This is a genomic window from Agromyces badenianii (assembly GCF_003070885.1).
GTDB classification, from domain to species: domain Bacteria; phylum Actinomycetota; class Actinomycetes; order Actinomycetales; family Microbacteriaceae; genus Agromyces; species Agromyces badenianii.
The window spans coordinates 1,605,403-1,631,440 of the sequence record NZ_CP028913.1 but is presented as its reverse complement, the minus strand read 5'-3'; the positions used below and the strand labels follow the sequence as shown (position 1 = coordinate 1,631,440).

Genomic DNA, 26,038 nt, shown 5'->3' with positions numbered 1-26,038 from the left:
GTCTCAGCCGAAGAGGTTCTGCAGGTCGATCATGACCCGCGGGATCGCGTTCATCTGCACCTGGGCGAGCAGGATCACGACGGCGTAGGAGACGACCGTGATGAGCGGCACCCAGGAGAACCAGGCGCCGGCGAGCCGACGGACGCGTGCCGGTACCGGAATATGTCCCTCGCGCAGGTTGTACAGGGTGAGTGCCCAGAAAATCGGAATCGTCACCGCCCAGGTGAGCATGCACCACGGGCAGAGCACGTCGAGCACGTAGATGCTCTGGAAGATCAGCCAGCCGACGAACACGATCGCGCCGGCGACGCCGACATTGAAGAGCACCCAGAACCAGCGGGCGAACGTCGCGCCGGCGAGGATCGCCATGCCGATGACGATCACCACGGGCCAGGCCATCAGGCCGATGAACGGGTTGGGGAAGCCGAAGAGCGAGCCCTGCCACGACGCGAGGTTCGTGCTGCAGCCGACGAGCACGCCGACGTTGCACGCCGGGACGTGCGACGGATCGCTGAGCGTGAGCAGTTTCTCGATCGTGAGTTCGAACGCCGCGTAGAGGCCGAGCGCCCCGGCGATGACGAAGAACACGGCGAGGGCAACGGGTCTGGACCGTCGGGTGGAGTCCGGCATGCTCGGATTATGGCACGCCGATTCCACCCCTGACTGCGAGAGCATGCGATAATCGAGGGAGTCGTCCGGGCCGCGCCCGGCACGACGCCAATGAGGGCTTGAGGATGCAGCGCATCCGAGTAGGCGGTGAACACACCGCAAGACGTGGCGACACAGGCAACCTGCCGGTCGCAGTAGTGAAGGATTCGGCGGCTCTGCGTGAAGCGGAGCCGCTCCAGACGAGTACGGTACGACGGCGCGGCCGTCGGAACCGGCGTAGGAGTGCACCAGAGATGGTGGAAGGCAACGAGAAGAACACGAACGAACCCGAGGTCGGCAATGCATCGACCCGTCGGCGCGGCGGCCTCTTCGGCTCCCGGCGCGGAGGCCGCTCCAAGGCGGTCGACGCTGCACCGGTCGAACCCGAGGCCGAACGCGCCCCGGTGACGGAGCCCGCGCAGGTGCCGTCGCTCGAGTCGAACGATGCGGCGAGCGTCGAGGACGCCACCGCGCGACCGGAGACGGCTGCCGCGGGTGACGCGAACGACGCGGTCGAGTCCGGCCCCGAGGCATCCGTCGCCCCTGGCGATGCTGCCGTGACGCCCGAACCGGCCGTCGAGCCCGAGCCGGCGATCGTCTCCCCGATCCCGACGACGCTCACCACGACGTCGCTGATCTTCCACGCGCCGCCCGTGCTCCCGACCTTCGATCGCCCCGAGCGCGAAGATCGCGGCGTTCGTGAGCGCGACGATCGCGCGCCTCGTGAGCGAGACGGCCGTGAGCGCGACGCTCGCGACCGAGACGGCCGTGAGCGCGACGACGAGGAGAGCTCGACGATTCGCCGGCGCACCCGTCGCCGCAGCGGCGAAGAGGGCCGTTCGAACTCGCACGAGCCCGCCAACACCGTCGTCAAGGTGCGAACGCCGCGCGAGCCCGAGCTCATCACCGAGCCGCAGAAGGTCAAGGGCTCCACGCGTCTCGAGGCGAAGAAGCAGCGCCGCCGCGACGGGCGCGACGCCGGTCGTCGCCGTGCCGTGATCACCGAGGCGGAGTTCCTCGCCCGTCGTGAGTCCGTCGACCGCTCGATGGTCGTGCGCGAGAAGGGCGGCCGCATCCAGATCGGCGTGCTCGAAGACGGCGTGCTCGTCGAGCACTACGTCGCTCGCAACCAAGACGCCTCGCTCATCGGCAACGTCTACCTCGGTCGTGTGCAGAACGTGCTGCCGAGCATGGAGGCGGCCTTCGTCGACATCGGCCGCGGACGCAACGCCGTGCTCTACTCGGGCGAGGTCGACTGGGAGGCCGCCGCCGAGAACGGCGAGAAGAACCAGCCCCGCCGCATCGAGCTCGCGCTGAAGCCCGGCGACCGGGTGCTCGTGCAGGTCACGAAAGACCCCGTGGGGCACAAGGGCGCCCGACTCACGAGCCAGGTGTCACTACCCGGCCGCTACCTCGTCTACGTGCCCAATGGCTCGATGAACGGCATCAGCCGCAAACTCCCCGACACCGAGCGGGCGCGTCTGAAGAAGATCCTCAAAGAGGTGCTGCCCGACAACCAGGGCGTCATCGTGCGCACCGCCGCCGAGGGGGCGACCGAAGAGCAGCTCACGCTCGACGTGAACCGCCTGATCGCCCAGTGGGCCGACATCGAGAAGCAGCTCGAGAAGGTGCAGGCGCCCGCGCTGCTGCACTCCGAGCCCGACCTGCTCATCAAGATCGTGCGCGACGTCTTCAACGAGGACTTCCAGAAGATGGTCATCGAGGGCGACGAAGCGCGCCAGACCATCGAGCGCTACCTGCGCGCGGTCGCTCCCGATCTGCTCGAGCGCGTCGAGGCGTACGCCGGCGAACGCGACTCCTTCGACGAGTTCCGCATCAGCGAGCAGATCGAGAAGGCGCTCGATCGCAAGGTGTGGCTTCCCTCGGGCGGCTCCCTCGTGATCGACCGCACCGAGGCGATGACCGTGGTCGACGTCAACACCGGCAAGTTCGTCGGTTCGGGCGGCAACCTCGAAGAGACCGTCACGAAGAACAACCTCGAGGCGGCCGAAGAGATCGTGCGTCAGCTCAGGCTCCGCGACATCGGCGGCATCATCGTCGTCGACTTCATCGACATGGTGCTCGAGAGCAACCGCGACCTCGTGCTGCGCCGGCTCGTCGAGTGCCTCTCCCGCGACCGCACGAAGCACCAGGTCGCCGAGGTGACCTCGCTCGGCCTCGTGCAGATGACGCGCAAGAAGCTCGGCCTCGGCCTGCTGGAGTCCTTCAGCGAGCCGTGCGACGTCTGCGCCGGGCGCGGCATCATCGTGCACCACGAGCCGGTGGTCAAGCACCGCACGGCCCAGCAGCAGCCCGAGCGCCGTCGCGGACGAGGCGGAAACCAGCAGCAGGCACAGGCGCCCGCCGCGCCTGCGGCGCACACCGGCACCCACGCGATCACCGACGACGTGAAGAACGCGCTCGCCCAGATCGCAGCGTCGACGATTCCGCACGCCGAGCAGAAGGCCGACGAGCACGCGACGGATGCCGCCGGGGAGACGCCGCAGGCCGAGCAGGCCGAGACGGCTCGCGCGCCGAAGGCCGAGACCGCCGAGAAGCCCGTCGAGGGCTCGAACGGTCGTCGTCGCGGCCGTCACCGCCGCGTATCCCAGGAGCAGGGCGCCGCCGCGCCGGCATCCTCCGCCGGTGCGCCGGCCGGCCCGGTCGGCTCCGACGACGACACGTCAGCTCCGGCAGCCGAGGTCACGCAGATCCTCGACCTGCCCGTGCCCCCGGCTCCGCGCAAGCGCCCGGTGCGCGTCGCCGAGGCCGAGGTGCTCCTCGATTCGGTGCTCGACGCACTGCCGGCCCCCAAGAAGGCGGGCGAGGGTCGCGGACGCAGCCGCCGCGTCTCGACGGCGGCGCTCAGCACGGCTGGCGCCGTGCCCGTGATCACCCGAGCCGACGGCTCGGGCGACGACGCGGCATCCGCCTCAACCGAGTGATGGTCGGGCTGCGCGCTCCCGCCGTTCACGCGGCGTGACGCGCAGCCCGCTTCGGCGCAGCCGCTCGACGAGTTCCCTCGGAGACACGGCCACGGCGCCCGCCGCGACCAAGTCGTCGTAGCGGTCGACCGGCACGTCGTAGTGGTCGAGATCGAACGATCGCGCGGGCAGTCCGGCGCGATCGGCGAAAGCGCGGAGTTCCTCGATCGACTCGTCGCTGACGAGGTGCGCCCAGACGGTGCCGTGCTTCGGCCAGAGCGGCGTGTCGATGAGTATCAATTGAGCACTCGCGGTGTGTCGCGCATCATGGGCACACGATACGCCCGCGGAGTGCGAGGGCGGCGACTCCCCGCCGCGCCCGGACGAGGTCGGCGACCTCGATCCAACCGTGCGGCTGGAGAACTCCATCCTTGCGGGTACGATTTCGAGATGCACCCTGAGGGACGCCGCGCACTGCGCCAGCTTGCGCTACTCGGCGTGGTGCTACTCGCCATCGCGGGTGCGTTCGTTCTGTATGCAGTCGGCGTTCGCGAGGGATGGGTTCTCGCGGTCATAGTGAGCGGGGTGGTAGTGCTCGGAGTCGCAGATACCGTCCGCGTCTATCGACAGACGAAACGCTCAGTCGTGAGGATGAAGGCTCGGGGTGAGCGGGGCCTTCGGATGGATGACATCCGTCGGATCGCGGATGGCGAGCCGCCGCGATAGGGGATCAAGCGCCACGATGTCTTGGATGCGTACTCGGTACTGAGCGGCGTGTCGATCAGCACGGTCATGGGGTGATCCTACTCGCAGCCCTCGCGACTCGCCGGTGGGCGCGCGTTTGACCGGCCCCCCGGCATCCGGTAAACTCGACCGTTGGTGCCGCCGCTTATCCCGGTGTGCCCATCCGCGGGCTTCTGAATTGCAGATCTCTGTCGTTCAGAATCACCCGCACACAGTTTTCTGGCAGTGACGACCCTCCTTCCCGCTGGGGTCCCGCGCAGTGACACCCCATCAGACAGTCGGAGCCCTCGGGTTCCCCAGAGATAGGTACGAGTAGTGGTTTACGCAGTAGTGCGCGCCGGCGGTCGGCAGGAGAAGGTCGAAGTCGGCACCATCGTGACGATGGACCGCATCAAGGCAGACAAAGACGGCAACGTCACGCTCGCCGCGGTGCTCCTCGTCGACGGCGACAAGATCACCTCCGACGCCAAGGCGCTCGAGAAGGTCACGGTCACGGCCGAGGTTCTGAACGACCTTCGCGGCCCGAAGATCGTGATCCAGAAGTTCAAGAACAAGACCGGCTACAAGAAGCGCCAGGGGCACCGTCAGGACCTCACGCGCGTCAAGGTCACCGGAATCAAGTAGAGCCTGAGGAGAGCAGCTAATGGCACACAAAAAGGGAGCGAGCTCTACTCGCAACGGTCGTGACTCCAACGCGCAGCGCCTCGGCGTGAAGCGCTTCGGCGGTCAGGTCGTCGGCGCCGGCGAGATCATCGTCCGCCAGCGCGGCACCCACTTCCACCCGGGCGCGGGCGTCGGTCGCGGTGGCGACGATACCCTCTTCGCGCTCGAGGCCGGTGCAGTGCAGTTCGGCCACAAGGGCGGCCGCAAGGTCGTCAACATCGTGGCGGTCGGCGAATAGTCGACCGACGGTCATCGTGAGGGCGGGCTTCGGCCCGCCCTCACGTGTTTCAACGGTTTGGAGAATGCAGCATGGTCAGCTTCGTCGACGAGGTGACGCTGTTCCTGCGTGCCGGTCATGGCGGGAACGGCTGCGTCTCCGTTCGCCGTGAGAAGTTCAAGCCGCTCGCCGGCCCAGACGGCGGCAACGGCGGTCACGGCGGCGACATCGTGCTCGTCGCCGACCCGCAGGTGACGACACTGCTCGGCTACCACGGTCGCCCCCACCGCACCTCCGCGAACGGGCAGCCCGGCATGGGCGACAACCGCTCCGGTGCCGTCGGCGAGACCCTCGAGCTGCCGGTGCCCGTCGGCACGGTCGTCAAAGACGAGAACGGCGTGGAACTCGCCGACCTGACCGAACCCGGCACCCGGTTCGTGGCCGCCGCGGGCGGACTCGGCGGTCTCGGCAACGCGGCGCTGTCGACCACGAAGCGAAAGGCCCCGGGCTTCGCCCTGCTCGGCACGCTCGGCGACGAGGTCGAGATCACGCTCGAACTCAAGACCATCGCGGATGTCGCACTCGTCGGTTATCCGTCCGCCGGCAAGTCGAGCCTGATTGCCGCCATGTCCGCTGCGCGCCCGAAGATCGCCGACTATCCCTTCACGACCCTGCACCCGAACCTCGGCGTCGTCCAGGCCGGCGACCACCGGTTCACCGTGGCCGATGTGCCCGGCCTCATCGAGGGTGCGAGCGAGGGCAAGGGTCTCGGACTCGAGTTCCTCCGCCACGTCGAACGATGCTCGGCGCTCCTGCATGTGCTCGACTGCGCGACGCTCGAGCCCGGGCGCGACCCGATCACCGATCTCGAAGTGATCCTCGCCGAGCTCGCCGCCTACCCGGTGCCCGAGGGGCAGGTGCCGCTGCTCGAACGCCCGCAGCTCGTGGCGCTCAACAAGATCGACGTTCCCGAGGCGCGCGAGCTCGCCGCCTTCGTGCGCGCTGAGCTCGAGTCCCGCGGATACCGCGTGTTCGAGATCTCCACCGTGAGCCACGAAGGCCTTCGGCAGCTGGGCTTCGCGCTCGGCGAGCTCGTCGACGCCGCTCGCGCCGAAGTGGCGGCGACACCGGTGCCCGAGCGCATCGTGTTGCGACCGAAGGCCTCCGACGACCCCGGCTACACCGTGCGTGCCGAAGGCGGCAGCTACGGCACGATCTACCGAGTACTCGGTCAGAAGCCCGAGCGCTGGGTGCAGCAGACCGACTTCACGAACGACGAGGCCGTCGGATTCCTCGCCGACCGCCTCGCGAAGCTCGGCGTCGAAGACGCGCTCGTCCGCGCCGGCGCCGACGCCGGATCGACCGTCGTCATCGGCAAGGGCGCGGGCGTGGTGTTCGACTGGGAGCCGACGCTCACCTCCACGGCCGAGCTCATCACCGCGCCGCGCGGAACCGACGCACGACTCGACGAGAACCGGCGTGCCACCCGTGCCGAACGGCGGAGCGAGTACTACGAGCGCATGGACGCGAAGGCCGAGGCGCGCGCCGAGCTCGAGCGCGAGCGCGGCGCCGGCATGTGGTCGGAGCTCGACAAGCAGGCTGCGGCTGAGGCTGCCGAGGGCGACGATATCGACGGCCCCGCGCCGGCGACCGTGCCCACTGACGGGGAGGACTCGATCGGCGAGGATCGGGCATGACCCCGAACAGCCGCTCGGAGATCACGTCAGCGACTCGCATCGTCGTGAAGGTCGGCTCGTCGTCGATCAGCGGCGAGAACGCCGAGCAGATCGGACCGCTGGTCGACGCGCTTGCGGCGGCGCACGCGCGGGGAGCTGAGATCGTGCTCGTCTCGTCCGGCGCGATCGCCACGGCGATCCCGTTCCTCAACCTCGACGGCCGGCCCACCGACCTCGCCACGCAGCAGGCCGCGGCAGCCGTCGGCCAGAACGTGCTCATGTGGCGCTACCAGACGAGCCTCGACCGGTACGGCGTGCTCGCAGGGCAGGTCCTGCTCACCGCCGGCGACCTCGAGAACGCCACGCCGCGCTCGAACGCGCAGCGCGCGATGGACCGCTTGCTCGCCCTGCGCATCCTGCCGATCGTCAACGAGAACGACACTGTGGCGACGCACGAGATCAGGTTCGGCGACAACGACCGGCTCGCAGCCCTGGTCTCCGAACTCATCGGCGCGGATCTGCTCGTGCTGCTCTCCGACGTCGACGCGCTGTACACGAAGCCGCCGCACCTCGATGGCGCGCGCCGCATCGAGCACGTGCCGTACGGCGATCCCCTCGCGGGAGTCGAGATCGGCGCGGCCGGACGCGCCGGAGTCGGCACCGGGGGAGCGGAGACCAAGGTCTCCGCGGCCCGGATCGCCGCAGAGGCCGGTGCCGCCGTGCTCATCACCGCCACCCAGCTCGTCACCGAGGCGCTCTCGGGAGACGACATCGGCACCTGGTTCGATGCGGCCCCCGAGCGTCACACGAGCGGGAGCGACATCCCGCTCGCCTAGGCTGGTCGCATGGAGCAGCCCGACCTCGACACCTCCGTGATCGACTCGCGTCTCGCGGCCGCGAAAGACGCGTCGCGGCGGCTCGCCCGAGCGACGACCGCCGAAAAAGACGATGCGCTCGAGCAGGTCGCGGTGCTCCTCGCCGCACGCTCGGCGGCCATCATCGAGGCCAACGCCGCCGACCTCGAAGCCGGTCGCGCGGCCGGCCTCGGCTCAGGGCTGCTCGACCGGCTCACCCTCGACGAGCGACGTGTCGCCGCACTCTCCGCCGCCGTGCGAGAGGTGATCGCCCTCACCGATCCCGTCGGCGACACCGTCAGCGGGCGGTCACTGCCCAACGGTGTGCGCATCGACCAGATCCGGGTGCCGCTCGGCGTCATCGGCGCCATCTACGAAGCCCGGCCCAACGTCACGATCGACATCGCCGTGCTCGCCCTCAAGAGCGGCAACGCCGTGGTGCTGCGCGGCGGCACGGCTGCCGAGCAGACCAACCGCGTGCTGCTCGGCGTGCTTCGTGATGCGCTCGATGCGGTCGGGTTGCCCGCCGATGCCGTGCAGACGGTCGACGACTTCGGGCGCGCAGGTGCCCGGCATCTCATGCAAGCGCGCGACTACGTCGACGTGCTGATCCCGCGCGGCAGCGCCGGACTCATCCGCGCCGTCGTCGACGAGGCCAAGGTGCCCGTGATCGAGACGGGTGCCGGCGTGGTGCACATGTTCCTCGACGAGAGCGCCCGCGAAGACTGGGCAGTCGAGCTCGTGCACAACGCGAAGACGCAGCGGCCGAGCGTCTGCAACGCCCTCGAGACGTTGCTCGTGCACGCGGCCGCGGCCGAACGACTGCTGCCTCCGGTGCTCGCCCGCCTCGAGGCATCCGGTGTCACCGTGCACGGCGACGAGCGCGTTCGCGCGATCCGTCCCGAAGTGCAGGCCGTCACCGACGAGGACTGGGCGACCGAGCACATGTCGCTCGACATCTCGGTCGGTGTCGTCGACACGCTCGACGAGGCCCTCGGGCACATCCGCCGCTACTCGACGAAGCACACGGAGTCGATCGTCACGAACGACCTCGGCAACGCCGAGCGCTTCCTGAACGAGGTGGATGCCGCGGCCGTCATGGTGAACGCCTCCACGCGGTTCACCGACGGAGCCGAGTTCGGATTCGGCGCCGAAGTCGGCATCTCGACGCAGAAGCTGCATGCGCGCGGGCCCATGGGCCTGCCCGAACTGACGAGCACGAAGTGGATCGTGCGCGGCGCCGGGCATGTGCGCGGCTGACCTCGCTAGACTGTCTGGAGCACGACCCGCAGGATTCGAAAGGAACGGCGAATGAGCCTAGTCACCGCAGTGCAGACCGCGACGGTGTTGACCGAGACGGTGCACGCGAGGGAACTGCCGATGGAGTCCTGGGTCTTCGGTCTCATCGCGCTCCTCATCTTCGCGGCACTCGGCTTCGTCGTCGCGTCGTACCGCGACGTGGCGAACCGCCACGCAGCGAAGGCCGCGGCGTACGCCGCTCGCCACTCCGGAGACGAGCACGGCGGCCACTGAGGCGGGCGAGTACGCGATGACGGTCGCGGAACGCCGGCCCCGAATCGGAGTGATGGGTGGCACGTTCGACCCGATCCACCACGGCCACCTGGTCGCGGCGAGCGAGGTCGCGCAGTCGCTCGAGCTCGACGAGGTCATGTTCGTGCCGACCGGCCAGCCGAGCTACAAGTCGAACGTCACGCAAGCCGAGCACCGCTACCTGATGACGGTCATCGCCACGGCCTCGAACCCGCGATTCACTGTGAGCCGCGTCGACATCGACCGGGCGAAGCCGACGTTCACGATCGACACGTTGCGCGACATCCGCCGCGAACGGCCTGACGCCGATCTCTACTTCATCACCGGCGCCGACGCCATCGCGCAGATCCTCTCCTGGAAAGACGTGCAGGAACTCTGGGATCTCGCACACTTCGTTGCTGTGAGTCGTCCGGGACATGTGCTGTCTGTTTCTGGATTGCCCGAGCAAGACGTAAGCTTGCTGGAAGTTCCGGCACTTGCGATCTCGTCGACTGATTGTCGGAGCAGGGTGCGCCGGGGATTCCCGGTGTGGTACTTGGTGCCCGATGGGGTCGTCCAGTACATCTCCAAGCACCATCTCTACCGGAGTGTCGTATGACGTCGCAGGATCCGCCGCTGACGCGCCGCGAAATGCGTGAACGCGAGCGATTGCTGGAGCAGCAGGAGCCTTCGGCGACCCCGGATGCCTCGTCGCAGCTGCCCGCGCCGGTTCCCGCACCTGCGCCGGCTCCGCCGCAGCCGGTACCGGCCACTCCCGCGCAGGCCGTTCCCGCCCCGTCGCTGCCCGTGTCGACCGCGAGTCCCGCCTATGCGGCGCCTCGGCCTGCAGGCGCCTTCGGCGAATCGATTTCACCGTTCGGCGCGCCGCCGGCTGCGCCGCAGCAGCAGAGCCCGTTCGCACCGCGTCCCGTGGCCCCACCGGCACCGGCCCCGGTGATGCCGCCGACGCCTCACGATCAGTCCGGCCCGGTGCCGGCCCGTGCTAAGGCCCCACAACAGCACCAACCACGATTCTCGGGCGCTGACGAGGCGACCACGCCCGAGCGCACGCTCACTCGGCGCGAGCTGCGCGCCATGCTCGACGGCCACCAGCTCGATGAGTTCGATTTCGACGACGACGAGATCGACGATCCTGCCGGGCATCAGCCCGATTCGGCGACCTCGCTTTCAGGCACCGGGCGACCGATGCATCCGGCGCCCGCAGTCGACCAGGCGGCCCCGGCTGCGGCCGGTCACTGGGCCTCGCAGTTGAACGCCCCAGACGAGTCGGTCGAGCCGTTCGATCAGCTGTTGTCACGCGGCGGAGTCAGCCACGGTGTTCCGACCACGACCAACGCGTTGATCCTCCCGAACCTGCCCGATCACGGTTCCATCGGCAACCAGCTCGCCTCGAGCGGTGAGATCATCGCCACCGGCTCCATCGACCTGCCTCGCTCTTACGGCGCGTCAGGCGTTCACCCGAGTCGTATCGACTCCTCCGACGTCGACCGGCTCTTCGACCAGGTCGAAGACGTCGGCAGCGGCGCGGCGCCCGTCGCCGCGACCCGCGCCATCAGCACGCAGGGCGCGGCTCGCGCCATGATCGCCCCGCCGAAGAAGGAGGGCATGAACGTTCCGCTCGTGCTCGCCGTGACCGCCGGTGTGCTCGCACTCGGCGTCGTCGCGACCCTCGTCATCGGCGCGGTCGCGGGGCTGTTCTGATCTGTTCCAACCATCACGTACCGGAAGTGAGCGCATGACCGCATCCGACCAGGCACTCGAATCGCTCGCGCTGGCGGCGCGGGCGGCCGACTCGAAGGGCGGCGACGATCTCGTCGCCCTCGACGTGTCGACCCCGCTCCCGTTCGCCGACGTGTTCCTCATCGTCACCGGCAACTCCGAACGCAACGTCATCGCGATCGCCGACGAGATCGAAGACGTGCTCGGCCGGGGCGGATCGCCGACGAAGCGCCGCGAGGGCCACCAGACCGGGCGCTGGATCCTCCTCGACTTCGGAGACCTCGTCGTACACGTCTTCCACCAGGAGGAGCGGCTGTACTACGGCCTCGAGCGGCTCTGGGCCGACTGCCCGGCGCTGCCCGTGGCGCCTCTGCTCGCGGCGAGCAGCTGATCAGCGAGGGCTGCGCGGGTCGAGGGTCCCTCGATTTCTTCGCGGGCCGGGGCTGGTGTAAGCTCAATTCGTTGCCCCGCACGGGGCGTACGGGTCTGTGGCGCAGCTGGTAGCGCACCTGCATGGCATGCAGGGGGTCAGGGGTTCGAGTCCCCTCAGATCCACCAAGAACCCCTGATGAATCGCAAGATTCACAGGGGTTTTTCGCGTTGAATACGGCCGAGAACAGGCCGTGGGGGCTGTTTTGGGGCCTTTATCAAATCGATGACGGGCCGCCACAGTCATCCACATGCGAAGTCCTGAGACGGCAAGCATTTCGGCTTGATGCGCACTCCTGAGGAGCATGAGCACATCAACCCAACCCACCGTTCCGGCATCCCGGTTCGTCGACGAGCTCGGGGACTACCTGAGCGTCGACAAGCTGGCGCACTGGCGCCTCGAAGGAACCGGCCCGAAGGCCACCAAGCTCGGCGAGCATCTGCGATACAGCCGCGAGAACGTTTTGGCTTGGCTGAGGGCCCGGACGGACCGACGGTGACAACGGCGATGGCCTTCTCCTCTGTGAAGACAGAGGGGATTGCAATGCCACGCAGCAAAATGGAACCCGGATCTGCGGACCGATGGAATTGCAAGGGCGAGGACTATGCCTGCTCCGATGAGAATGAATGTCGCGATCTCGCGATTGTTCAGCACGTGGACCTCCGGGTCGGACGTTAGCAGGCGTGAGCACGACGTGAAGAAAGACGTGGGGATCCCGGCGCGGACCGCTAATTACGACAGCCAGATGGGCTATCGACAAGGACGTCCGGAACTTCGAGGAGCACTGGGAGGACCGGCTTGGGGGCCGGCACCGGGTCGACTAACATTCGGGGATGACGAACCCGGCTCCGATCGAAGACGTCCCGATCGGCGGTGAGGTCATTCGCCTCGGGCAGTTCCTGAAGTTCGCTGGGCTCCTCGACTCCGGTGGACACGTGAAAGAGGCCATCATCAACGGCTATGTGGTCGTGAACGGCGAGGTTGATCGCCGACGCGGTCGGCAGCTACAGCTTGGCGACATCATCAGCTTCGATGGACGCAGGGTTCGCGTCTGCCCGTGAGGGTATCGATGCGAGCGGAGACAGGGGACACCTAGCGCGGAACCGGTGATTTCGCGGTCGAGGATGCCCTTACGAGCATGGTTCGCAGTCCATATCGCGTGCAGGAACTCGCAGTTCCGCGGGGAATTCTACGCCATGGGCCCGGCGGGCTTCATCACAGCACACACCCAGATGATACGTTCAAGAGTGCGCTGACTTGGGCCGACATTCCAACGGCCCAATTGGATAGATTTAGAACCGGCCCGCGGAACGTGGCCGATAGTGGGCCGTTGCGGCCCTCAATGAACGCAGAGCGACGCCATGGAACGCCGATCATCGCTCACGCGAATCCCTTCGCCGGTAGAGGAAATACCGGTCAGGCCGACAAACGCAGACGATCGCGCAGGGACGCCGGTGCCCGAAACCACCTGCCGTCCACTCAGGGGGTCAGGGGTCGAGTCCCATCAGATCCACCAATTCGGTGGCTGGTGAGATGCACTCCTCGTCGCTCAGGGGGCGCGGTGTTCGGCCGGTCGGCCTTACGACGGCGACTGAACACGCGGCCTTTCAGACCCTCCGAGGTTCGAGGTATTTCATGTAGGGCGAAGCGATCTTCGTTTCCTGGACGACCGGGTTGCACATGGCCGATCCGTAGACGGTCCGTCGAAAGGTCCGAACGTAGTATCCGCAACCGCCGAAGAGAGCGACGGTGGCACCCTTCGGGATGTCGTAGGTCACTGATTCTCGGCTGGTGATGGTGACGCTCGTGGTGAGCGACAGACCGGTCTCGAGTTCGATGGTCGGAATCGCGACCTTGACCCCGCCGGTGACGGTGGCGGAGAAGGTCAGCGCACGTTCCACCCGGAAGGTGTACCGGATGGGGCCGATCCTCGCAGTCACGGCCGACGACACAGGTCGCATCGTCCCCTTGAACGGAGAGGTGCCGACGAGCTTCCATTTGGTCGGGCTCGGGCACGTCGGATGCGTGCCGTCGAGGTCGAGGCTGGCCAGCTCTCCCTCGGCGATCCAGGCCCCGTCGTCGTCGAGCTCATTCTCGTCGAGCTCGTCCTCGTTCCACACTTCGAGTCCGGCGACGGACAGTGCCGATTCGCCGGCCGGTGGGAGCGGATCGATCACCGGCAGTCGTGAGAGTTCGTCCGCGCGGTCGACTGCGCGGAACTCCAGCACTTCGTCGCCGGCGAGCAGCTGAGGGCCGCCGCAGTTGAGGGTCGGATAGAACGCCATGCACCATTGCCAGGATTCGTGCGGCATCTTCCACAGCCACGCCTTCCAGTCGACCTCGCTTCCCTTCCAGAATCGCGGTGAACCCGGTGCCGGCTCTGGATCCCACAGCCCATGGACCGCTCTGATGGTTCCGTCGAGTCGATAGTCGGTGTGGATCGGACGCCAGCGGCGTGCGAAGTCGAGGTCCATGTCGGTGCCGGAGACCGCGTACCAGTACACGGTCGTGCGGATCTCGGTGCTCACCTTCAACGTGCGGAGGAACTTGCTCATGAAGCTCAGGCCCATCAGCACGACATCGAAGGTGCCGAGCGCGTCCGTGCCGAGTTCGCCCTTCGGCGGATCGATTCCAGCGTCGTCGGTGGCTGTGCCCGAGGCCGGATCCGTCGCCGGGTTCTTCCGGTCCTCCCGGTACTGCTTCACCTTGTCGATCGCATCGTCGAGAACTTCGAACCACGCCGGATCGACGACGTGGCGGGTGCCGCTGAAACTCTTGAGGGTCGTTGCGACCGTCGATTGGTAGGAGCGCGACCATTCGTGCGCTTGGTCCGGCCCGCCAACGGAGTTCGAGGGTTTGAAGATCGCCACATTGAGCGTGCCGGATTGATACCCCACGCCGACCATGAAACAGCGCCACTGCGGGTCGTCGAGCACTGAAAGGGTTCGATAGATCTCCGCCCACGCCGGCGCGACCGCGACGCGGCCGATGCCGTCCCGAACGTGGGTCGGAAGCTGAACCATCTCGGGGATCTTCACTCGCCCTGACGGGTCGAACGCTTCGAACGGGAACACGTCGTAGCCGAGCGAGAGCATTGCGGACGAAACCCTGGCATCGAAACCCATGCGAACCCCCGTCGGTTGTGCTGATCGCAGTCTTGGGTACGTCTCGGAACTTGGCAAGGCTCTGACTGCCCCCAACTCGGGGCATGCGGTGCCGCCCTCCTCGCGCCGTCCGCTCAAGCGATGCGACGGCGTACGACAGCTAGATCAGCGTGAACAGGTCGATGCCGAACCCGCGGAGCGTCTCGTGCGCGACGCCGAGAAGCACGTACAGCGCGAGCGCGAGCCCGAGTGCCAGTTCACGTGCCGAGCCGGTGTTGCCGAGCACCGGCAGGGCGACGTGGCCGCTCGGCATCCAGACGCCGCTGATGATCGGAATCCGCCTCAACCCTGCAGGCGGGCGCAGTCTGATCGGCCACAGGGGGCCGGGCAGGCCGCCGGTCGTGAGGAAGTCGCCCGCGAGGTGGGCGACGAATCCGACGACGACTGCGAGTGGGAACCACTCGACGCTGCTGGGAACGAGGAACACCAGGATCAACCCGAATGCCGCGCCGAGCATCCAGGCCTTCAGCCAGGAATCCACCATGTCGCGGGCCTTCACGGCGAAGCAGACGAGTGCCGTCGAACCGATCGCGGTGCCGATGGAGAAGGTGCCGAGACGGTCGGTGGTGAGCGTCAGGAACGTCAGCGCCCACGCGCCGAGGCCGACGATCGCCGCGGCGACCAGCGAATGAGCGCCGTGCCGGTGCCCGCCGGAGATCGCACCGACCGCGCCCGCAGCGAGGCGGCCGACGATCGGAACCGAATGGGCGATCGTCGCGTTGTGGTGATCCGCGTCGGGCAGCAATGCCGCCCCGGCGCAGATGACGGATCCAGTGACGACGGCGACCGGGTCGAGCGGGTAGGCGCCGCTCGTGAGGTACGGAACCGCTCCGGTCGCGGCGATCCAGGCGGCGGCCCCGCTGGTGGCATGGTTGACGCCCATCATGGCGGTGGCGCGTTCCTTCCAGCGGGCCGTGACCCGTGGGGTCTGCGATCGGTTCACTCGACCGTAGCGTGACGGTGCGACACCGGGCGGAAGCCGCGTTCTCCGAGCTCGATGTGAATCCACCCGCGTGTGCCGTTGCGACACGTAAGCTCGGGGAGTGGACATCAGAGAGATCCCCCTGACGACGATCGACGGCGATGCGACCTCCCTCGGCGATTACGCCGACCAGGTCGTGATGATCGTGAACGTCGCGTCGAGGTGCGGCCTCACGCCGCAGTACGAGAAGCTCGAGGAGCTGCAGCGCGAGTACGGCGACCGCGGGTTCACGGTGCTCGGCTTCCCGTGCAACCAGTTCGCAGGGCAGGAGCCGGGTGACGGCGACGACATCAAGGAGTTCTGCTCGATGACGTATGGCGTGACCTTCCCGCTCATGGAGAAGGCCAAGGTCAACGGGCGTCACCGGCATCCGCTCTACGCCGAACTCACCACGGTGACCGACGCCGACGGCAAGGCCGGTCGCGTGAAGTGGAACTTCGAGAAGTTCGTCGTGCAACCGGGTGGGCAGGTGGTGCGATTCCGCCCGACCACGCTGCCCGACGATCCGGCCGTGATCGCCGCGATCGAAGAAGGCCTCGCCCAGGCGAAGGCCGCCTGAGCATCTCGGCGTCGGGCTCGCGCGACGCAGCGCGGCGCCTTGACCCGTCGATGGACGCGGCCCACAATTGGGGGGTCGATCCGATTGCAAGGGGAACGAGGAACGGATGTCCGACGCGTACGCCCGTCCGACCGGCGATGACGCCGCCACCACTACGGCATTGCCGAACTTCGCGCCGGCCCCGCCCGGCCAGGTTCCACGTGAGGCGGCCACGCCATCGACCGATCCCGTCGAGCGACGCAAGTGGAGCAGCGACCTTCGGTTCATGCTGGTCGTGCTGGCGGCCATCGTCGCGCTGTTCCTCGCCTTCGCGCTGCTGATCGCCTTCAGTCCCACCGGGCCCGCGATCAGTGCGCTCGCGATCATCGCCGCGCCGATCGCCACCATGGTCGCCGCGTACTACGGCATCTCGCTCGCGCTTCGCCAGGTGCGCGACGCTCGCAACGCCGCAGAGGCGAGCGAGGCCCGGGCCCGCGCCGCAGAGGTGAGCGCCCGCGAGTCCGACGCGTGGGCCGCCCAGATGGAGTCGGGACTGCGGGTCGCGGTTGCGAAGCTCAAGGCGGTCTCGCAAGACACCCGCGACGTCGAGCGCGCGGCGGGTACGCCCGACGAGTTCTTCTGATCGGACTTCGCCAGGCTCAGAGCTCTGCGAGCACCGACACCGGGCGTTCGATGCAGCGCGCCACGAAGGTCAGGAACGCCGCGGCCTCCGCTCCGTCGCAGACGCGGTGATCGAACGAGATCGTGAGTTCCGTCACCGTGCGAACCGCGATCTGTCCGTCGACGACCCACGGGCGTTCGACGAACCTGCCGACACCGAGCATGGCCGCCTCGGGATGGTTGATGATCGCCGCCGAGCCGTCGACGCCGAGCGTGCCGTAGTTGTTCAGGGTGAAGGTTCCGCCGGTGAGCGCCGAGGGCGGGAAGACCCCGGTGCCGGCCTCGTCGGTGCGTGCGGCGATCGCGTCGCGAATCGCGCGCAGCGGCATCCGCTCGGCCCCGTGCACGACCGGCACGAGCAGGCCGCGCGGGGTCTGCGCGGCGAGCCCGAGGTTCACGGCCGAGTGGTAGACGAGTTCTTCGCGCTCGGCATCGAAGCTCGCATTCAGTGCGGGATGCTTCGCGAGCCCGGCGACGACGAATCGCGCGATCAGCGCGGTGATGCCGAAGCGTTCACCGGTCGCCTCCTGCAGCTGCCCGCGTGCGGCCAGCAGCTCCGTGGCGTCGACGTCCATCCACACGGTCGCCTCGGGGATCTCGCGGCGTGACCGGGAGAAGTGGGCGGCCGCGGCACGTGCCATGCGGTCGAGCGGCACACGGCGGTCGCCGTCGCGGTCGCGGTCGGGGGCACCCGCGGCGGGCGTCGCTGAGCGCGAGGGGGCAGCGGATGCCTCGAGAGCCTCCGTCGTCGCCGGTTCGCCCTGCTCGGCGATGAACGACTCCACGTCGCGCCGCATCACGAGATGGTCATGCCCAGATCCCACCAGGTGGCTGGCGTCGAAGCCGTGCTCACGGGCGAGACGCCGCACGATCGGCGAGACGACGGGGGAGCGCCGTGCGGTGTCGAGTCGGGCGGTGCCGCTCGAACGCGGCGCCGTCGACGTGCCGCCGCCGCGCCGGCCGAAGCGCGCGGGCGCCGACGCGGCTCGCTTGGTGACCGTCGATTGCCGGGTGCCGTAGCCGATCAGCACCGCGCCGGACTCCTCGGCGAGCGCGGAGTCGCTCGTGACGATGCCGGGTTCGGCCGGCTCCGCGACTTCCGCCGCCGAGGCCTCGCCCGCGAGCGTCATGAGCACGGTGCCCGCGTGGAGCACCTGGCCGACCTCGCCGCCGAGCGATTCCACGACGCCCGCGAACGGCGTCGGCAATTGCACGACGGATTTCGCCGACTCGAGCTCGACGACGACCTGGTCGATCGTCACCTCGTCGCCCGGGGCGACGAGCCACGCGACGATCTCGGCCTCGGTGAGGCCCTCGCCGAGGTCGGGCAGGATGAACTCGCGGCTCATGCGTCCCACTCCCAGGTGTCGAGCGCGGCGAGCACCCGGTCGGCGGTCGGCAGGTGGTACTCCTCGAGTTTCGGAGAGGGGTACGGGATGTCGAAGCCGGCGATGCGCAGCACCGGTGCCGCGAGGTGATGGAAGTTGCGCTCGGTGACGCGAGCGGCGACCTCGGCGCCGTAGCCGCCGAACTGCGCGGCCTCGTGGATGACGGCGGCGCGCGAGGTCTTGCGCACCGAGGCCCCGACGGTGGCGTCGTCGAACGGGGAGAGGCTGCGCAGGTCGACGACCTCGATCGAGAGTCCCTCGGCGGCTGCCGCCTCGGCCGCCTCGAGCGCGGTGCGCACCGTCGGGCCGTAGCCGATGAGCGTGACGTCGGTGCCCTCGCGCACGACCTCCGCACGGTCCATCGGAGCGGTCGTCACCGGCAGCGCGAGCGGTGCCTTCGACCAGTAGCGGCTCTTCGGTTCCATGAAGACCACGGGGTCGTCGCTGTCGATCGCCTCGCGGAGCATCGAGTACGCGTCGGCCGGGTTCGACGGCATCACGACCGTCAGGCCGGGCGTCGAAGCCCAGTACGACTCGGAGGAGTCGGAGTGGTGCTCGACGCCGCCGATCGCGCCGGCGCAGGGGATGCGCACGACCATGGGCAACGTGACGCGGCCCTTCGTGCGGTTCCGCATCTTCGCGACGTGCGAGACCATCTGCTCGAACGCCGGGTAGCTGAACGCGTCGAACTGCATCTCGACGACGGGTCGCATGCCGTACATCGCCATGCCGATCGCGGTGCCGATGATGCCTGACTCGGCGAGCGGCGAATCCCAGATGCGATCGTCGCCGAAGGCGGCATGCAGACCGTCGGTGACCCGGAACACGCCGCCGAGCGGCCCGACGTCTTCGCCGTAGACGACGACCCGGTCGTCGACCGACATGGCGTCGCGCAAGGCCGCGTTCAGCGCGCCGGCCATCGTGAGCTGCGTCGGGGCGGATGCCTCGGCGGGCGGCGTGCTCGTCGCGGTCGCGGTCATCGTGCGGCTCCCTGGTGGCTCGCGAAGGCGCCGGCGGCGATCTCGGCCTCGAGGGCTGCGCGCTGCTCGAGGAGGGCGGGGCGCTGCCGCCCGTAGACGTGATCGAAGAGCTCGAGCGGGTCGAGTTCGGCCTCGCTCGTCATGACGTCGCGCGTGCGGGCCGCGAGTTGTTCCGCGGCATCCGCGATCTCGGTGCGCATCGCCTCGGTGAGCGCGCCCTCGGAGACGAGGTACTTCTCGAGGCGTTCGATGGGGTCACGGCGCTTCCAGTGCTCGACGTCGCGCGCGGTGCGGTAGCGGGTCGGGTCGTCGGAGTTGGTGTGCGCCTCGATGCGGTAGGTGACGCCTTCGATGAGGGTGGGACCGCCGCCGTCGCGGGCGCGGTCGACGGCTGCTCGCGTGACGGCGTACATCGCGGCGATGTCGTTGCCGTCGACGTGGAAGCCGGGCATGCCGTAGCCGACGGCCTTGTCGGCGAGCGTCGCAGCCCGCGTCTGGCGTTCGAGCGGCACGCTGATCGCGAACTGGTTGTTCTGCACGACGAAGACGGTCGGCGTCTGCCAGACCGCGGCGAAGTTGAACGCCTCGTGCGCATCGCCCTCGCTCGTGGCACCGTCGCCGAGGAAGCTCAGGGCGACGATCGGGTCGCGGCGCAGCCGTGCCGCGTGCGAGAGCCCGACCGCGTGCAGCGCCTGTGTCGCGAGCGGCGTCGCCTGTGCGGCGGTGCGATGCACGTGCTGGTCGTAGCCGTTGTGCCAGTCGCCGCGGAACGAGGTGAGGATGTCGGCGGGCTCGATGCCGCGGGTGAGCAGCGCGATGCTGTCGCGGTAGGTCGGGAACAGCCAGTCGTCGGCGGTGAGCGCCGACACGGCACCGATCTCGCAGGCCTCCTGACCGTAGGCCGAGGGGTAGGTGGCGAGGCGGCCCTGCTTCGTGAGGGCGGTGACTTGCACATCGAAGCGGCGGGCGACGACCATCTTGCGGTAGAGCTCGAGCAGTGTGTCGGTGTCGGGAAGCTCGAAGCCACCGGTCGCCGCACCCGTGATCGCATGGCCGGCGTTGTCGAGCAGCCGCAGCGGCTTCTCCGACGGAAGGGTGCGAACGGGCGCGTGCTCGACATTGAGGCTCATGACCTCATCGTGCGCCAGACTCCGGCCGCACGAACCGGGTGTCGATCAACCGTGAACGAACGGCCGGTCGGGCATGGAACTGCGACCGATCGTCCGCTTCCGGCGAGTCAGGTGTGCCAGATGTCCAGCGTCTGCGCGGGCGGATGACCCTCGATCTCGGCGAGGATCAGGTGCGATCGCGTCGACACGACGCCGGGCATGTCGTGGATGTCGCGGAGGATCGCCTGGCTCAGCTGCTCGTGATCGGGTGCACTCACCGTGAGGATGATGTCGATGTCGCCCGAGACGGCCTGCACCTTCTCGACGAAGGGCAGGGTCGCGAGCTTCTCTGCGATCGACTCCCACGAGACCTCGCCGATGCGCACGACGACGAGCGCTGAGATGTCGAGGCCGATCGCCTTGCGGTCGATGTGGGCGCCGAAACCGGTGATGACGCCGCGCTGCTGGAGTTGCTGCACTCGATTGTGCGCCGCGGTGCGTGAGATGTGCACCCGCTCGGCGAGCGTGCGCACCGAGAGCCTCCCGTCGCGACTCAGCTCGGCGACGATGCGACGGTCGATGCTGTCGAGCGCGTCATTGCGGTGCGGTACCTGCTGCATCTTTCAACGTCCTCGTGGTCCATTCCCAGAGTAGCGGCTTTGGCGCTCGGCGCGTCGAAGCGATATTCGCATCGGCGCGTGCCTGATCACGCGGGGAAGGAGCGGCCAGACGACGCCGATCGCGTCGAGCCATCCGTTCGCCACCCGCTCGACCCGCGGGGTCCACCGGAAGCCGTAGGCCGCGCGCACCGGTTCAGGCAGCAGGGCGGCCGTCACGAGGCGCACGAGCGGCAGCAGCAGGCCGGCGCCGACCGGCAGGCCGGAGGTCTCGGAGAGCAGGCTCCGCGCGACGGTGCGCGCATCGTCGCCGACGGCGAGAGCCGCGAGTCGTTCGTTCCACCAGGCGTCGAACTCGGCCCTCGTCGCCGGCCACGCTTCACCCGACGCCTGGAGCCGGGAGCCGAGCGGAGCGTAGCCGCGGACGATCGTGTCGGCGGTCTCCTCGGGCAGCGGCCCGTCGATGCGCTCGTGCAACTCGAGGGCGACCGCGAGCAGCGTCGAGGCGACCCATCGTTGGGCATCGGCGTCGAACGCGGTGTATGCCGGGTGCTCGTCGTCGGCGTCACCGCGCACGGGGGCGTGGCGACGATTGACGGTGCGCACCGCCTCGGCGGCGACGTGCTCACTTCCGAAGCCGATCGCGTAGACGTAGTCGAGGGTGCCGATCAGGCGGTCGAGCGGGCGCTCACGGAACGCGCTGTGCCGGGCGACGCCGCGCGCCACCCGCGGATCGGCCAGCTGCAGCAGAATCGCGGCGCCGCCGCCGAGCAGCAGCACGCCCTCGGCGCCGTGCCGGCGGAACACCGCGCGTTCGTGATCGTCGTGCGTCGCTTCGTGCATCAGACCAGTTGTACCGCTAGTACCAGTTGAACCGCTCCGAATGCGCCCAGGCGCCGCACGGCGCACCGTAGCGACCGGCGATGTACGACAGGCCCCACTCGATCTGGGTCGCGGCGTTGGTGCGCCAGTCCGCGCCCGCACTGGCCATCTTGCTGCCCGGCAACGACTGCGGAATGCCGTAGGCGCCGCTCGACGCGTTGTAGGCATCGGCACGCCAACTCGACTCCCGCGTCCAGAGTCGCACGAGACACTGGTATTCGCCGCCGCCCCAGCCGTATCGCGCAACCGCGCCGGCCGCGTAGGCCTTCGCGCCAGCGGTGTCGACGACGACCCCCGGCGGCGGGGCGCTGCCGACTCCGCTCCCGGCACCGCTCCCGGCATCGCTGCCGCTGTTCGCTTCTGCGGCTGCCCGCTCTCGCTCCGCGGCTTCCTTCCGCAGTTGCTCGCCGGCCTGATACTGGCGTTCGAGCCCGGCCGTGCTGTCACGAAGGCTCGCGAGCTGAGCGTACAACGTGTCGACCACGGTGCGCTGCGCGGCGAGTTCCACCTCGGCCGCCTCGTGCGCGGTCTCCGCCGCCGCAGCCGCAGCGGCCGCGCGATCGGCGAGGCGGGCTCGTTCTCGTTCCGCGACCTCGGCCTGTGCCGACAGCGCGGCCGATTGCGACTCGGCGGCCTGCGCTCGGTCGGCGACGGCGCCGTACAGCTTCGTGAGCTGCGCCGCACGGGCCAGCCCCTGCAGCAGCTCGCTCGAGCCGTCCTCGGCGAGCAGCAGCCGCAGGCTGACATCCGCCCCGCCGGTGCGGGCGAGGACGGCGCCGACTCGTCCGAGCTGCTCGCCCGACGCACGCGCTTCGGCGTCGGCAACGTCGAAGGCCGCGTCGAGCTTCGCCGAGCGTTCCTCGGCCGCGACGTGGGCGGACGCGGCAGCGGCCGACGCACCCGCCGCTTCCACTGCGGCATCGCCGAGTTTCGCGGCCGCCGTCTCGAGCGAGGCGACGAGACCCGTGATCCGCGCGGCCTCCGTCTCCCGCGATGCGACGTTCTGCTTGGCGGCGGCGACCTCGTCCCAGCTCGGGTAGTCCTCGCCGAACGCCGGGGCGATGGGCAGGATCATGGCCGCAGCGACGATCGCCGCCGCGACTGCTGCGAACCTCGACCTCTGCCGCACGCACACCCCCTTCGAGGCGGCGAGTCTACCCACGAGCTCTCTCGGCGGTCGTTCGGACACGCACCGTACAGTCGTTCGAATGCGAGTGAAGCCACGGGCGTTCCTACCGCTCATGCTGGCGGCGGCCCTGCTGTCATCGACGGCGTGCGCCGCTGCCCCGCTCGATGCCGTGCCCACCCGCCCCGCCGAACCGACGCCCACAGTCGAGCGGGTGGATCCCGTCGCCGCGTGGGTCGACGAGCGGATGTCGCAGCTCACGATCGAGCAGAAGGCGGCTTCGCTGTTCATGCTGCACGCCCCGGGCACGGATCCGGCGCCGCTGCGGGCACTCGTGGACGCGGGCGTGTCGGGTCTCATCCTCATGGGTGACAATGTGCCCGCCGGGCCGGCCGAGCTCGGCGCACTCACGACGGCGTTGCAGGTCGACCCCGAGGCGCCCGTGCTCATCGGCATCGATGAAGAGGGCGGCGAGGTGCAGCGGTTGCCGTGGGACGTCGCGGCCGCCGCCGATACCTTGCGTGCCGAGGCTCCGGATGCAGCGGAGGCGGCGTTCGCCGCCCGCGCTGCCGTGCTCGCAGCGAGCGGTGTCACGGTGAACTTCGGCGTCGTGGCCGATGTCACGGCCGATCCGGAGTCGTTCCTCTTCGGACGCGTGCTCGGAACCGACCCGGTCGGCTCCGCCGACCGCGTCGCCGGTGCGGTCGCGGGGGAGCAGGGGATCGTCGCGAGCACGCTCAAGCACTTCCCAGGACACGGGGCGGCGCCCGGTGACTCGCATTCGAGCATCCCGACGGCACCGCTCGGCCTCGACGAATGGCACGCCGGACCGGCGCTGCCGTTCGCGAGCGGCATCGATTCGGGTGCCGAACTCGTGATGACCGGACACCTGAGCTACCCCGCGGTCGACACGGCGCCGGCGTCGCTCTCGCCCGAGTGGCACCGCATCCTCCGCGAGGAGCTCGGGTTCGCCGGCGTCGTCGTCACCGACGACATGCTGATGCTGCAGCACAACGGGCTGCCGGAGTTCGCCGACCCGGGTGAGAACGCCGTGCGGGCGGTCGCCGCGGGCGCCGACCTGCTCCTCTACGTGCTCCCGGCGGATCCGTCGACGATGGGCATCTCGATCGACGGCCTCGTCGCGGCGATCGTCGTTGCGGTGCAGTCGGGTCGCATCGGGGAGGCCCGTCTCGATGCGGCGGTCGAGCGTGTGCTGAGCCTGCGCCGCAGCCTCGCGGGCTGATCCCCGATCGCGCGACGCGTTTCGGTGAGTGGGAATACCCCGGCGCTATATGCGTTTGCATACGTGTGGCCGAACGGTCACCATGACATCGAACACGGGAGATTGCCCACCATGACGACCACTGCCTCGACGATCGAGATTCCCGGATACCGCGCCGGCACCTGGAAGATCGACACCGCCCACAGCGAGGTCGGCTTCAGCATCCGCCATCTCATGATCAGCAAGGTCAAGGGCAAGTTCGAGCGCTTCGACGCGACGTTCGTCACCGCGGAGAACCCGCTCGACTCGAGCGTGACCGCGTCGGTCGAGGTCGCCTCGATCACGACCAACGAGCCGAACCGTGACGCGCACCTGCGCACCGGCGACTTCTTCGAGGCCGAGACCTATCCGACCATCGACTTCGTCTCCACCGGTGTTCGCGTCGAGAAGGGCGACTTCAAGGTCGACGGCGATCTCACCATCCGCGGCATCACGAAGCCCGTCACCTTCGACTTCGACTTCGGCGGCTTCGGCGGCGACCCCTACGGCAACTACAAGGGCGGCGCCACGGCGAAGACCGTGATCAACCGCGAGGACTTCGGGCTGCACTACAACGCCGCCCTCGAGACCGGCGGTGTGCTCCTCGGCGAGCAGGTCACCATCACGCTCGAGCTGCAGGCCGCGCTCGAGCAGTAGTCCCGGCAGCAGGTCGAACGGCGGTCGTGCCGAGCGCACGGCCGCCGTTCGTGTGCGCACCGGTCACGTGAGTACGGAGACCTCACCGAGCTCTCGTCCCCAGAACCTCGCCCACTCGCGCAGTCTCGGAGTGAACCGGGCCGGGTTCAGCGGGCCATCGAAGCCGTCGAGCGTCACGGATGTCGCGCGCGCACGCTTGAGCGGTCGCCAGAGTCCGACGACTCGGCCGTTCTGCACGAGGGTCGGCTGGAAGACGCCGTTCGCCCCCGGCACCACCCGTCGAGCGTGGTCGGGGTGGCAGACCGGGCCCCGGTCTCGATAGCCGAGGTAGTACTCGTCGAAGGCGGCGAGCACATGCTGACCCCCGGATCTCGTGGGCAGGGGCGTCGACGACACGTCTGACCCCGCGTGGCCCGACGAGCGGCCATGGTCGGCGCCGACGAATCGCTCGCCGTCGAACGCGGCGACCGCATCGCCCGCGCCGGCGAGGGCCGCGCGGGCATCGGTGAGCGTCAGTGCCGCCCACCAGGCGAAGTCGTGCACCGTGGCAGGACCGTGCCCGGTGACATACGAGATGAACAGCCGCGCCAGGGTCTCGTCGCGGGTCGACATCGGTGCGGCCCGCGGCGACCACTCGTCGAGGAGCACGAACCGTTGGCCGGAACCCTCGACGGGCCCGCAGCACAGCACGGCGTCTTGGGCGAGCCACCAGATCAGGTGGTACCCCCGCTGACCGGTGGTCTCGATTCCGGCGGACTGCCACGCCGCCTGCAGTTCGTCGCGAGAGAGCGAACGACCGCCCTCGAGCTCGCGCTCGGCGACGCGCCGCGCGGTCGCGTACACCCCGGCATCGAGCCCGAGCTCGCGGTGCGTGGCGGTGGCGCGCTGCAGGATGCGCGGGCCGGTGATCGCGAGGATGTCGCGCAACGACTCGGCGGGCACGAGGTGCAGGGTGCCTCGCATCGGCCACGAGCGGAGCACCTCGCGCGACTCGATCGCGGCATCGACGTCGGCGGCGACCGAACCGCGCACGCGCGAGCCGACGACCCATTTCGACGCGGCGAAGTCTTGCGCCTGCACGGCGCCGAGACGTCGCACCGCCGCAGCGACCGACGGCAGGCCGTGCGAGAGCCCGTGCGATTCGAGTCGCGCGGCGCGAACGCGGGCGTCGCTGGCGAGATCCGGCATGCTCAGAGTCTGGCGGATGCCTGAGACATCCGCTCACCC

At 69.0% G+C, this 26,038-nt stretch carries 27 protein-coding genes and 1 tRNA gene; 17 read left to right on the top strand and 11 right to left on the bottom strand.

What is annotated here, in order from left to right; genetic code table 11:
* Nucleotides 1-3: 3 nt before the first annotated feature.
* Nucleotides 4-630, bottom strand: a complete 627-nt coding sequence (locus DCE93_RS07785; protein ID WP_108595387.1) for a vitamin K epoxide reductase family protein — start codon at nt 628-630, stop codon at nt 4-6.
* 272 nt (nt 631-902) lie between these two features.
* Between DCE93_RS07785 and DCE93_RS07780 the strand changes: the two genes are divergently transcribed.
* Nucleotides 903-3,593, top strand: coding sequence for an Rne/Rng family ribonuclease (locus DCE93_RS07780; protein WP_108595386.1), 2,691 nt, complete (start codon nt 903-905; stop codon nt 3,591-3,593).
* Here the strand turns inward: DCE93_RS07780 and DCE93_RS07775 are convergent.
* The gene (locus DCE93_RS07775) at nt 3,582-3,872 is read right to left on the bottom strand and encodes a DUF4031 domain-containing protein (RefSeq protein ID WP_244284122.1); all 291 of its coding nucleotides are present in this window, start codon (nt 3,870-3,872) and stop codon (nt 3,582-3,584) included. The genes DCE93_RS07780 and DCE93_RS07775 overlap by 12 nt on opposite strands.
* 759 nt (nt 3,873-4,631) lie before the next feature.
* Here DCE93_RS07775 and rplU point away from each other — a divergent pair.
* The 12 genes from rplU (at nt 4,632) to DCE93_RS07715 (ending at nt 12,487) form a co-directional block, all read left to right on the top strand.
* The gene (gene rplU / locus DCE93_RS07770) at nt 4,632-4,940 is read left to right on the top strand and encodes a 50S ribosomal protein L21 (RefSeq protein ID WP_082600020.1); all 309 of its coding nucleotides are present in this window, start codon (nt 4,632-4,634) and stop codon (nt 4,938-4,940) included.
* Nucleotides 4,941-4,959: 19 nt separating this feature from the next.
* Entirely contained in the window at nt 4,960-5,217 is a 258-nt protein-coding gene (gene rpmA, locus DCE93_RS07765) for a 50S ribosomal protein L27 (protein ID WP_108595384.1), read from the top strand.
* A 71-nt stretch (nt 5,218-5,288) separates the two neighbouring features.
* Nucleotides 5,289-6,893 (top strand): GTPase ObgE, encoded by a 1,605-nt coding sequence (obgE, locus tag DCE93_RS07760; RefSeq protein WP_108595383.1) that lies wholly within the window; start codon nt 5,289-5,291, stop codon nt 6,891-6,893.
* Nucleotides 6,890-7,708 carry a glutamate 5-kinase gene (gene proB, locus DCE93_RS07755; RefSeq protein WP_108595382.1) on the top strand — a complete coding sequence of 273 codons (819 nt, stop codon included), beginning with the start codon at nt 6,890-6,892 and terminating at the stop codon, nt 7,706-7,708. Before obgE ends, proB begins: the two co-directional genes overlap by 4 nt.
* Nucleotides 7,709-7,717: 9 nt before the next feature.
* On the top strand, nt 7,718-8,986 hold the full coding sequence (locus tag DCE93_RS07750) for a glutamate-5-semialdehyde dehydrogenase (protein WP_108595381.1): 1,269 nt from the start codon (nt 7,718-7,720) through the stop codon (nt 8,984-8,986).
* 51 nt (nt 8,987-9,037) lie between these two features.
* Nucleotides 9,038-9,259, top strand: a complete 222-nt coding sequence (locus DCE93_RS07745; protein WP_108595380.1) for a hypothetical protein — start codon at nt 9,038-9,040, stop codon at nt 9,257-9,259.
* Between the two features lie 16 nt (nt 9,260-9,275).
* A complete protein-coding gene (nadD, locus tag DCE93_RS07740; RefSeq protein WP_108595379.1) occupies nt 9,276-9,875 on the top strand; it encodes a nicotinate-nucleotide adenylyltransferase in 600 nt (199 codons plus the stop codon).
* Nucleotides 9,876-10,246: 371 nt separating this feature from the next.
* Nucleotides 10,247-10,978 (top strand): hypothetical protein, encoded by a 732-nt coding sequence (locus DCE93_RS07735; protein ID WP_146184961.1) that lies wholly within the window; start codon nt 10,247-10,249, stop codon nt 10,976-10,978.
* Nucleotides 10,979-11,012: 34 nt separating this feature from the next.
* Nucleotides 11,013-11,387 (top strand): ribosome silencing factor, encoded by a 375-nt coding sequence (gene rsfS, locus DCE93_RS07730; RefSeq protein ID WP_108595377.1) that lies wholly within the window; start codon nt 11,013-11,015, stop codon nt 11,385-11,387.
* A gap of 91 nt (nt 11,388-11,478) precedes the next feature.
* Nucleotides 11,479-11,554: transfer RNA gene (locus DCE93_RS07725), tRNA-Ala, on the top strand.
* A gap of 176 nt (nt 11,555-11,730) precedes the next feature.
* The gene (locus DCE93_RS07720; protein WP_108595376.1) at nt 11,731-11,925 is read left to right on the top strand and encodes a MerR family transcriptional regulator; all 195 of its coding nucleotides are present in this window, start codon (nt 11,731-11,733) and stop codon (nt 11,923-11,925) included.
* A 334-nt stretch (nt 11,926-12,259) separates the two neighbouring features.
* Nucleotides 12,260-12,487, top strand: coding sequence for an RNA-binding S4 domain-containing protein (locus tag DCE93_RS07715; protein WP_108595375.1), 228 nt, complete (start codon nt 12,260-12,262; stop codon nt 12,485-12,487).
* A gap of 546 nt (nt 12,488-13,033) precedes the next feature.
* Here the strand turns inward: DCE93_RS07715 and DCE93_RS07710 are convergent.
* On the bottom strand, nt 13,034-14,551 hold the full coding sequence (locus tag DCE93_RS07710; protein ID WP_146184960.1) for a hypothetical protein: 1,518 nt from the start codon (nt 14,549-14,551) through the stop codon (nt 13,034-13,036).
* Nucleotides 14,552-14,690: 139 nt separating this feature from the next.
* Complete coding sequence (locus DCE93_RS07705) at nt 14,691-15,533, bottom strand: metal-dependent hydrolase (RefSeq protein ID WP_168186186.1); 843 nt, start codon at nt 15,531-15,533, stop codon at nt 14,691-14,693.
* A 100-nt stretch (nt 15,534-15,633) separates the two neighbouring features.
* Here DCE93_RS07705 and DCE93_RS07700 point away from each other — a divergent pair, with 100 nt between their 5' ends.
* Complete coding sequence (locus tag DCE93_RS07700) at nt 15,634-16,131, top strand: glutathione peroxidase (RefSeq protein ID WP_108595372.1); 498 nt, start codon at nt 15,634-15,636, stop codon at nt 16,129-16,131.
* A gap of 106 nt (nt 16,132-16,237) precedes the next feature.
* Nucleotides 16,238-16,753: a hypothetical protein gene (locus tag DCE93_RS07695; protein ID WP_108595371.1), complete on the top strand. Its 516-nt coding sequence runs from the start codon at nt 16,238-16,240 to the stop codon at nt 16,751-16,753.
* 16 nt (nt 16,754-16,769) lie between these two features.
* Here the strand turns inward: DCE93_RS07695 and DCE93_RS07690 are convergent, their stop codons facing one another.
* From DCE93_RS07690 to DCE93_RS07665, 6 genes are all read right to left on the bottom strand, one after another.
* The gene (locus DCE93_RS07690) at nt 16,770-18,140 is read right to left on the bottom strand and encodes a dihydrolipoamide acetyltransferase family protein (RefSeq protein ID WP_108595370.1); all 1,371 of its coding nucleotides are present in this window, start codon (nt 18,138-18,140) and stop codon (nt 16,770-16,772) included.
* The gene (locus DCE93_RS07685; protein WP_108595369.1) at nt 18,137-19,159 is read right to left on the bottom strand and encodes an alpha-ketoacid dehydrogenase subunit beta; all 1,023 of its coding nucleotides are present in this window, start codon (nt 19,157-19,159) and stop codon (nt 18,137-18,139) included. The genes DCE93_RS07690 and DCE93_RS07685 overlap by 4 nt, the downstream gene beginning before the upstream one ends.
* Nucleotides 19,156-20,289, bottom strand: coding sequence for a pyruvate dehydrogenase (acetyl-transferring) E1 component subunit alpha (gene pdhA / locus DCE93_RS07680; RefSeq protein ID WP_108595368.1), 1,134 nt, complete (start codon nt 20,287-20,289; stop codon nt 19,156-19,158). Before pdhA ends, DCE93_RS07685 begins: the two co-directional genes overlap by 4 nt.
* A gap of 107 nt (nt 20,290-20,396) precedes the next feature.
* A complete protein-coding gene (locus DCE93_RS07675) occupies nt 20,397-20,888 on the bottom strand; it encodes an Lrp/AsnC family transcriptional regulator (protein WP_108595367.1) in 492 nt (163 codons plus the stop codon).
* A 3-nt stretch (nt 20,889-20,891) separates the two neighbouring features.
* A complete protein-coding gene (locus tag DCE93_RS07670; protein ID WP_108595366.1) occupies nt 20,892-21,728 on the bottom strand; it encodes an oxygenase MpaB family protein in 837 nt (278 codons plus the stop codon).
* Between the two features lie 16 nt (nt 21,729-21,744).
* On the bottom strand, nt 21,745-22,896 hold the full coding sequence (locus DCE93_RS07665) for an aggregation-promoting factor C-terminal-like domain-containing protein (RefSeq protein WP_244284121.1): 1,152 nt from the start codon (nt 22,894-22,896) through the stop codon (nt 21,745-21,747).
* A 79-nt stretch (nt 22,897-22,975) separates the two neighbouring features.
* Here DCE93_RS07665 and DCE93_RS07660 point away from each other — a divergent pair, with 79 nt between their 5' ends.
* Together DCE93_RS07660 and DCE93_RS07655 are read left to right on the top strand one after the other, a co-directional pair.
* Nucleotides 22,976-24,136: a glycoside hydrolase family 3 N-terminal domain-containing protein gene (locus tag DCE93_RS07660; protein ID WP_108596654.1), complete on the top strand. Its 1,161-nt coding sequence runs from the start codon at nt 22,976-22,978 to the stop codon at nt 24,134-24,136.
* Between the two features lie 111 nt (nt 24,137-24,247).
* The gene (locus DCE93_RS07655) at nt 24,248-24,811 is read left to right on the top strand and encodes a YceI family protein (RefSeq protein ID WP_108595364.1); all 564 of its coding nucleotides are present in this window, start codon (nt 24,248-24,250) and stop codon (nt 24,809-24,811) included.
* Between the two features lie 63 nt (nt 24,812-24,874).
* Here the strand turns inward: DCE93_RS07655 and DCE93_RS07650 are convergent, their stop codons facing one another.
* Nucleotides 24,875-25,999 (bottom strand): winged helix DNA-binding domain-containing protein, encoded by a 1,125-nt coding sequence (locus tag DCE93_RS07650; RefSeq protein WP_108595363.1) that lies wholly within the window; start codon nt 25,997-25,999, stop codon nt 24,875-24,877.
* Nucleotides 26,000-26,038 lie beyond the last annotated feature (39 nt).

Excerpts from the sequence above, each read along its gene's own strand:
- DCE93_RS07785 (WP_108595387.1), bottom strand. The coding sequence starts at position 630 with ATGCCGGACTCCACCCGACGGTCCAGACCCGTTGCCCTCGCCGTGTTC.
- DCE93_RS07780 (WP_108595386.1), top strand. The coding sequence starts at position 903 with ATGGTGGAAGGCAACGAGAAGAACACGAACGAACCCGAGGTCGGCAAT.
- rpmA (WP_108595384.1), top strand. The coding sequence starts at position 4,960 with ATGGCACACAAAAAGGGAGCGAGCTCTACTCGCAACGGTCGTGACTCC.
- obgE (WP_108595383.1), top strand. The coding sequence starts at position 5,289 with ATGGTCAGCTTCGTCGACGAGGTGACGCTGTTCCTGCGTGCCGGTCAT.
- proB (WP_108595382.1), top strand. The coding sequence starts at position 6,890 with ATGACCCCGAACAGCCGCTCGGAGATCACGTCAGCGACTCGCATCGTC.
- DCE93_RS07750 (WP_108595381.1), top strand. The coding sequence starts at position 7,718 with ATGGAGCAGCCCGACCTCGACACCTCCGTGATCGACTCGCGTCTCGCG.
- DCE93_RS07745 (WP_108595380.1), top strand. The coding sequence starts at position 9,038 with ATGAGCCTAGTCACCGCAGTGCAGACCGCGACGGTGTTGACCGAGACG.
- nadD (WP_108595379.1), top strand. The coding sequence starts at position 9,276 with ATGACGGTCGCGGAACGCCGGCCCCGAATCGGAGTGATGGGTGGCACG.
- rsfS (WP_108595377.1), top strand. The coding sequence starts at position 11,013 with ATGACCGCATCCGACCAGGCACTCGAATCGCTCGCGCTGGCGGCGCGG.
- DCE93_RS07720 (WP_108595376.1), top strand. The coding sequence starts at position 11,731 with ATGAGCACATCAACCCAACCCACCGTTCCGGCATCCCGGTTCGTCGAC.
- DCE93_RS07715 (WP_108595375.1), top strand. The coding sequence starts at position 12,260 with ATGACGAACCCGGCTCCGATCGAAGACGTCCCGATCGGCGGTGAGGTC.
- DCE93_RS07710 (WP_146184960.1), bottom strand. The coding sequence starts at position 14,551 with ATGGGTTTCGATGCCAGGGTTTCGTCCGCAATGCTCTCGCTCGGCTAC.
- DCE93_RS07695 (WP_108595371.1), top strand. The coding sequence starts at position 16,238 with ATGTCCGACGCGTACGCCCGTCCGACCGGCGATGACGCCGCCACCACT.
- DCE93_RS07690 (WP_108595370.1), bottom strand. The coding sequence starts at position 18,140 with ATGAGCCGCGAGTTCATCCTGCCCGACCTCGGCGAGGGCCTCACCGAG.
- DCE93_RS07685 (WP_108595369.1), bottom strand. The coding sequence starts at position 19,159 with ATGACCGCGACCGCGACGAGCACGCCGCCCGCCGAGGCATCCGCCCCG.
- pdhA (WP_108595368.1), bottom strand. The coding sequence starts at position 20,289 with ATGAGCCTCAATGTCGAGCACGCGCCCGTTCGCACCCTTCCGTCGGAG.
- DCE93_RS07675 (WP_108595367.1), bottom strand. The coding sequence starts at position 20,888 with ATGCAGCAGGTACCGCACCGCAATGACGCGCTCGACAGCATCGACCGT.
- DCE93_RS07670 (WP_108595366.1), bottom strand. The coding sequence starts at position 21,728 with ATGCACGAAGCGACGCACGACGATCACGAACGCGCGGTGTTCCGCCGG.
- DCE93_RS07660 (WP_108596654.1), top strand. The coding sequence starts at position 22,976 with ATGCGAGTGAAGCCACGGGCGTTCCTACCGCTCATGCTGGCGGCGGCC.
- DCE93_RS07655 (WP_108595364.1), top strand. The coding sequence starts at position 24,248 with ATGACGACCACTGCCTCGACGATCGAGATTCCCGGATACCGCGCCGGC.
- DCE93_RS07650 (WP_108595363.1), bottom strand. The coding sequence starts at position 25,999 with ATGCCGGATCTCGCCAGCGACGCCCGCGTTCGCGCCGCGCGACTCGAA.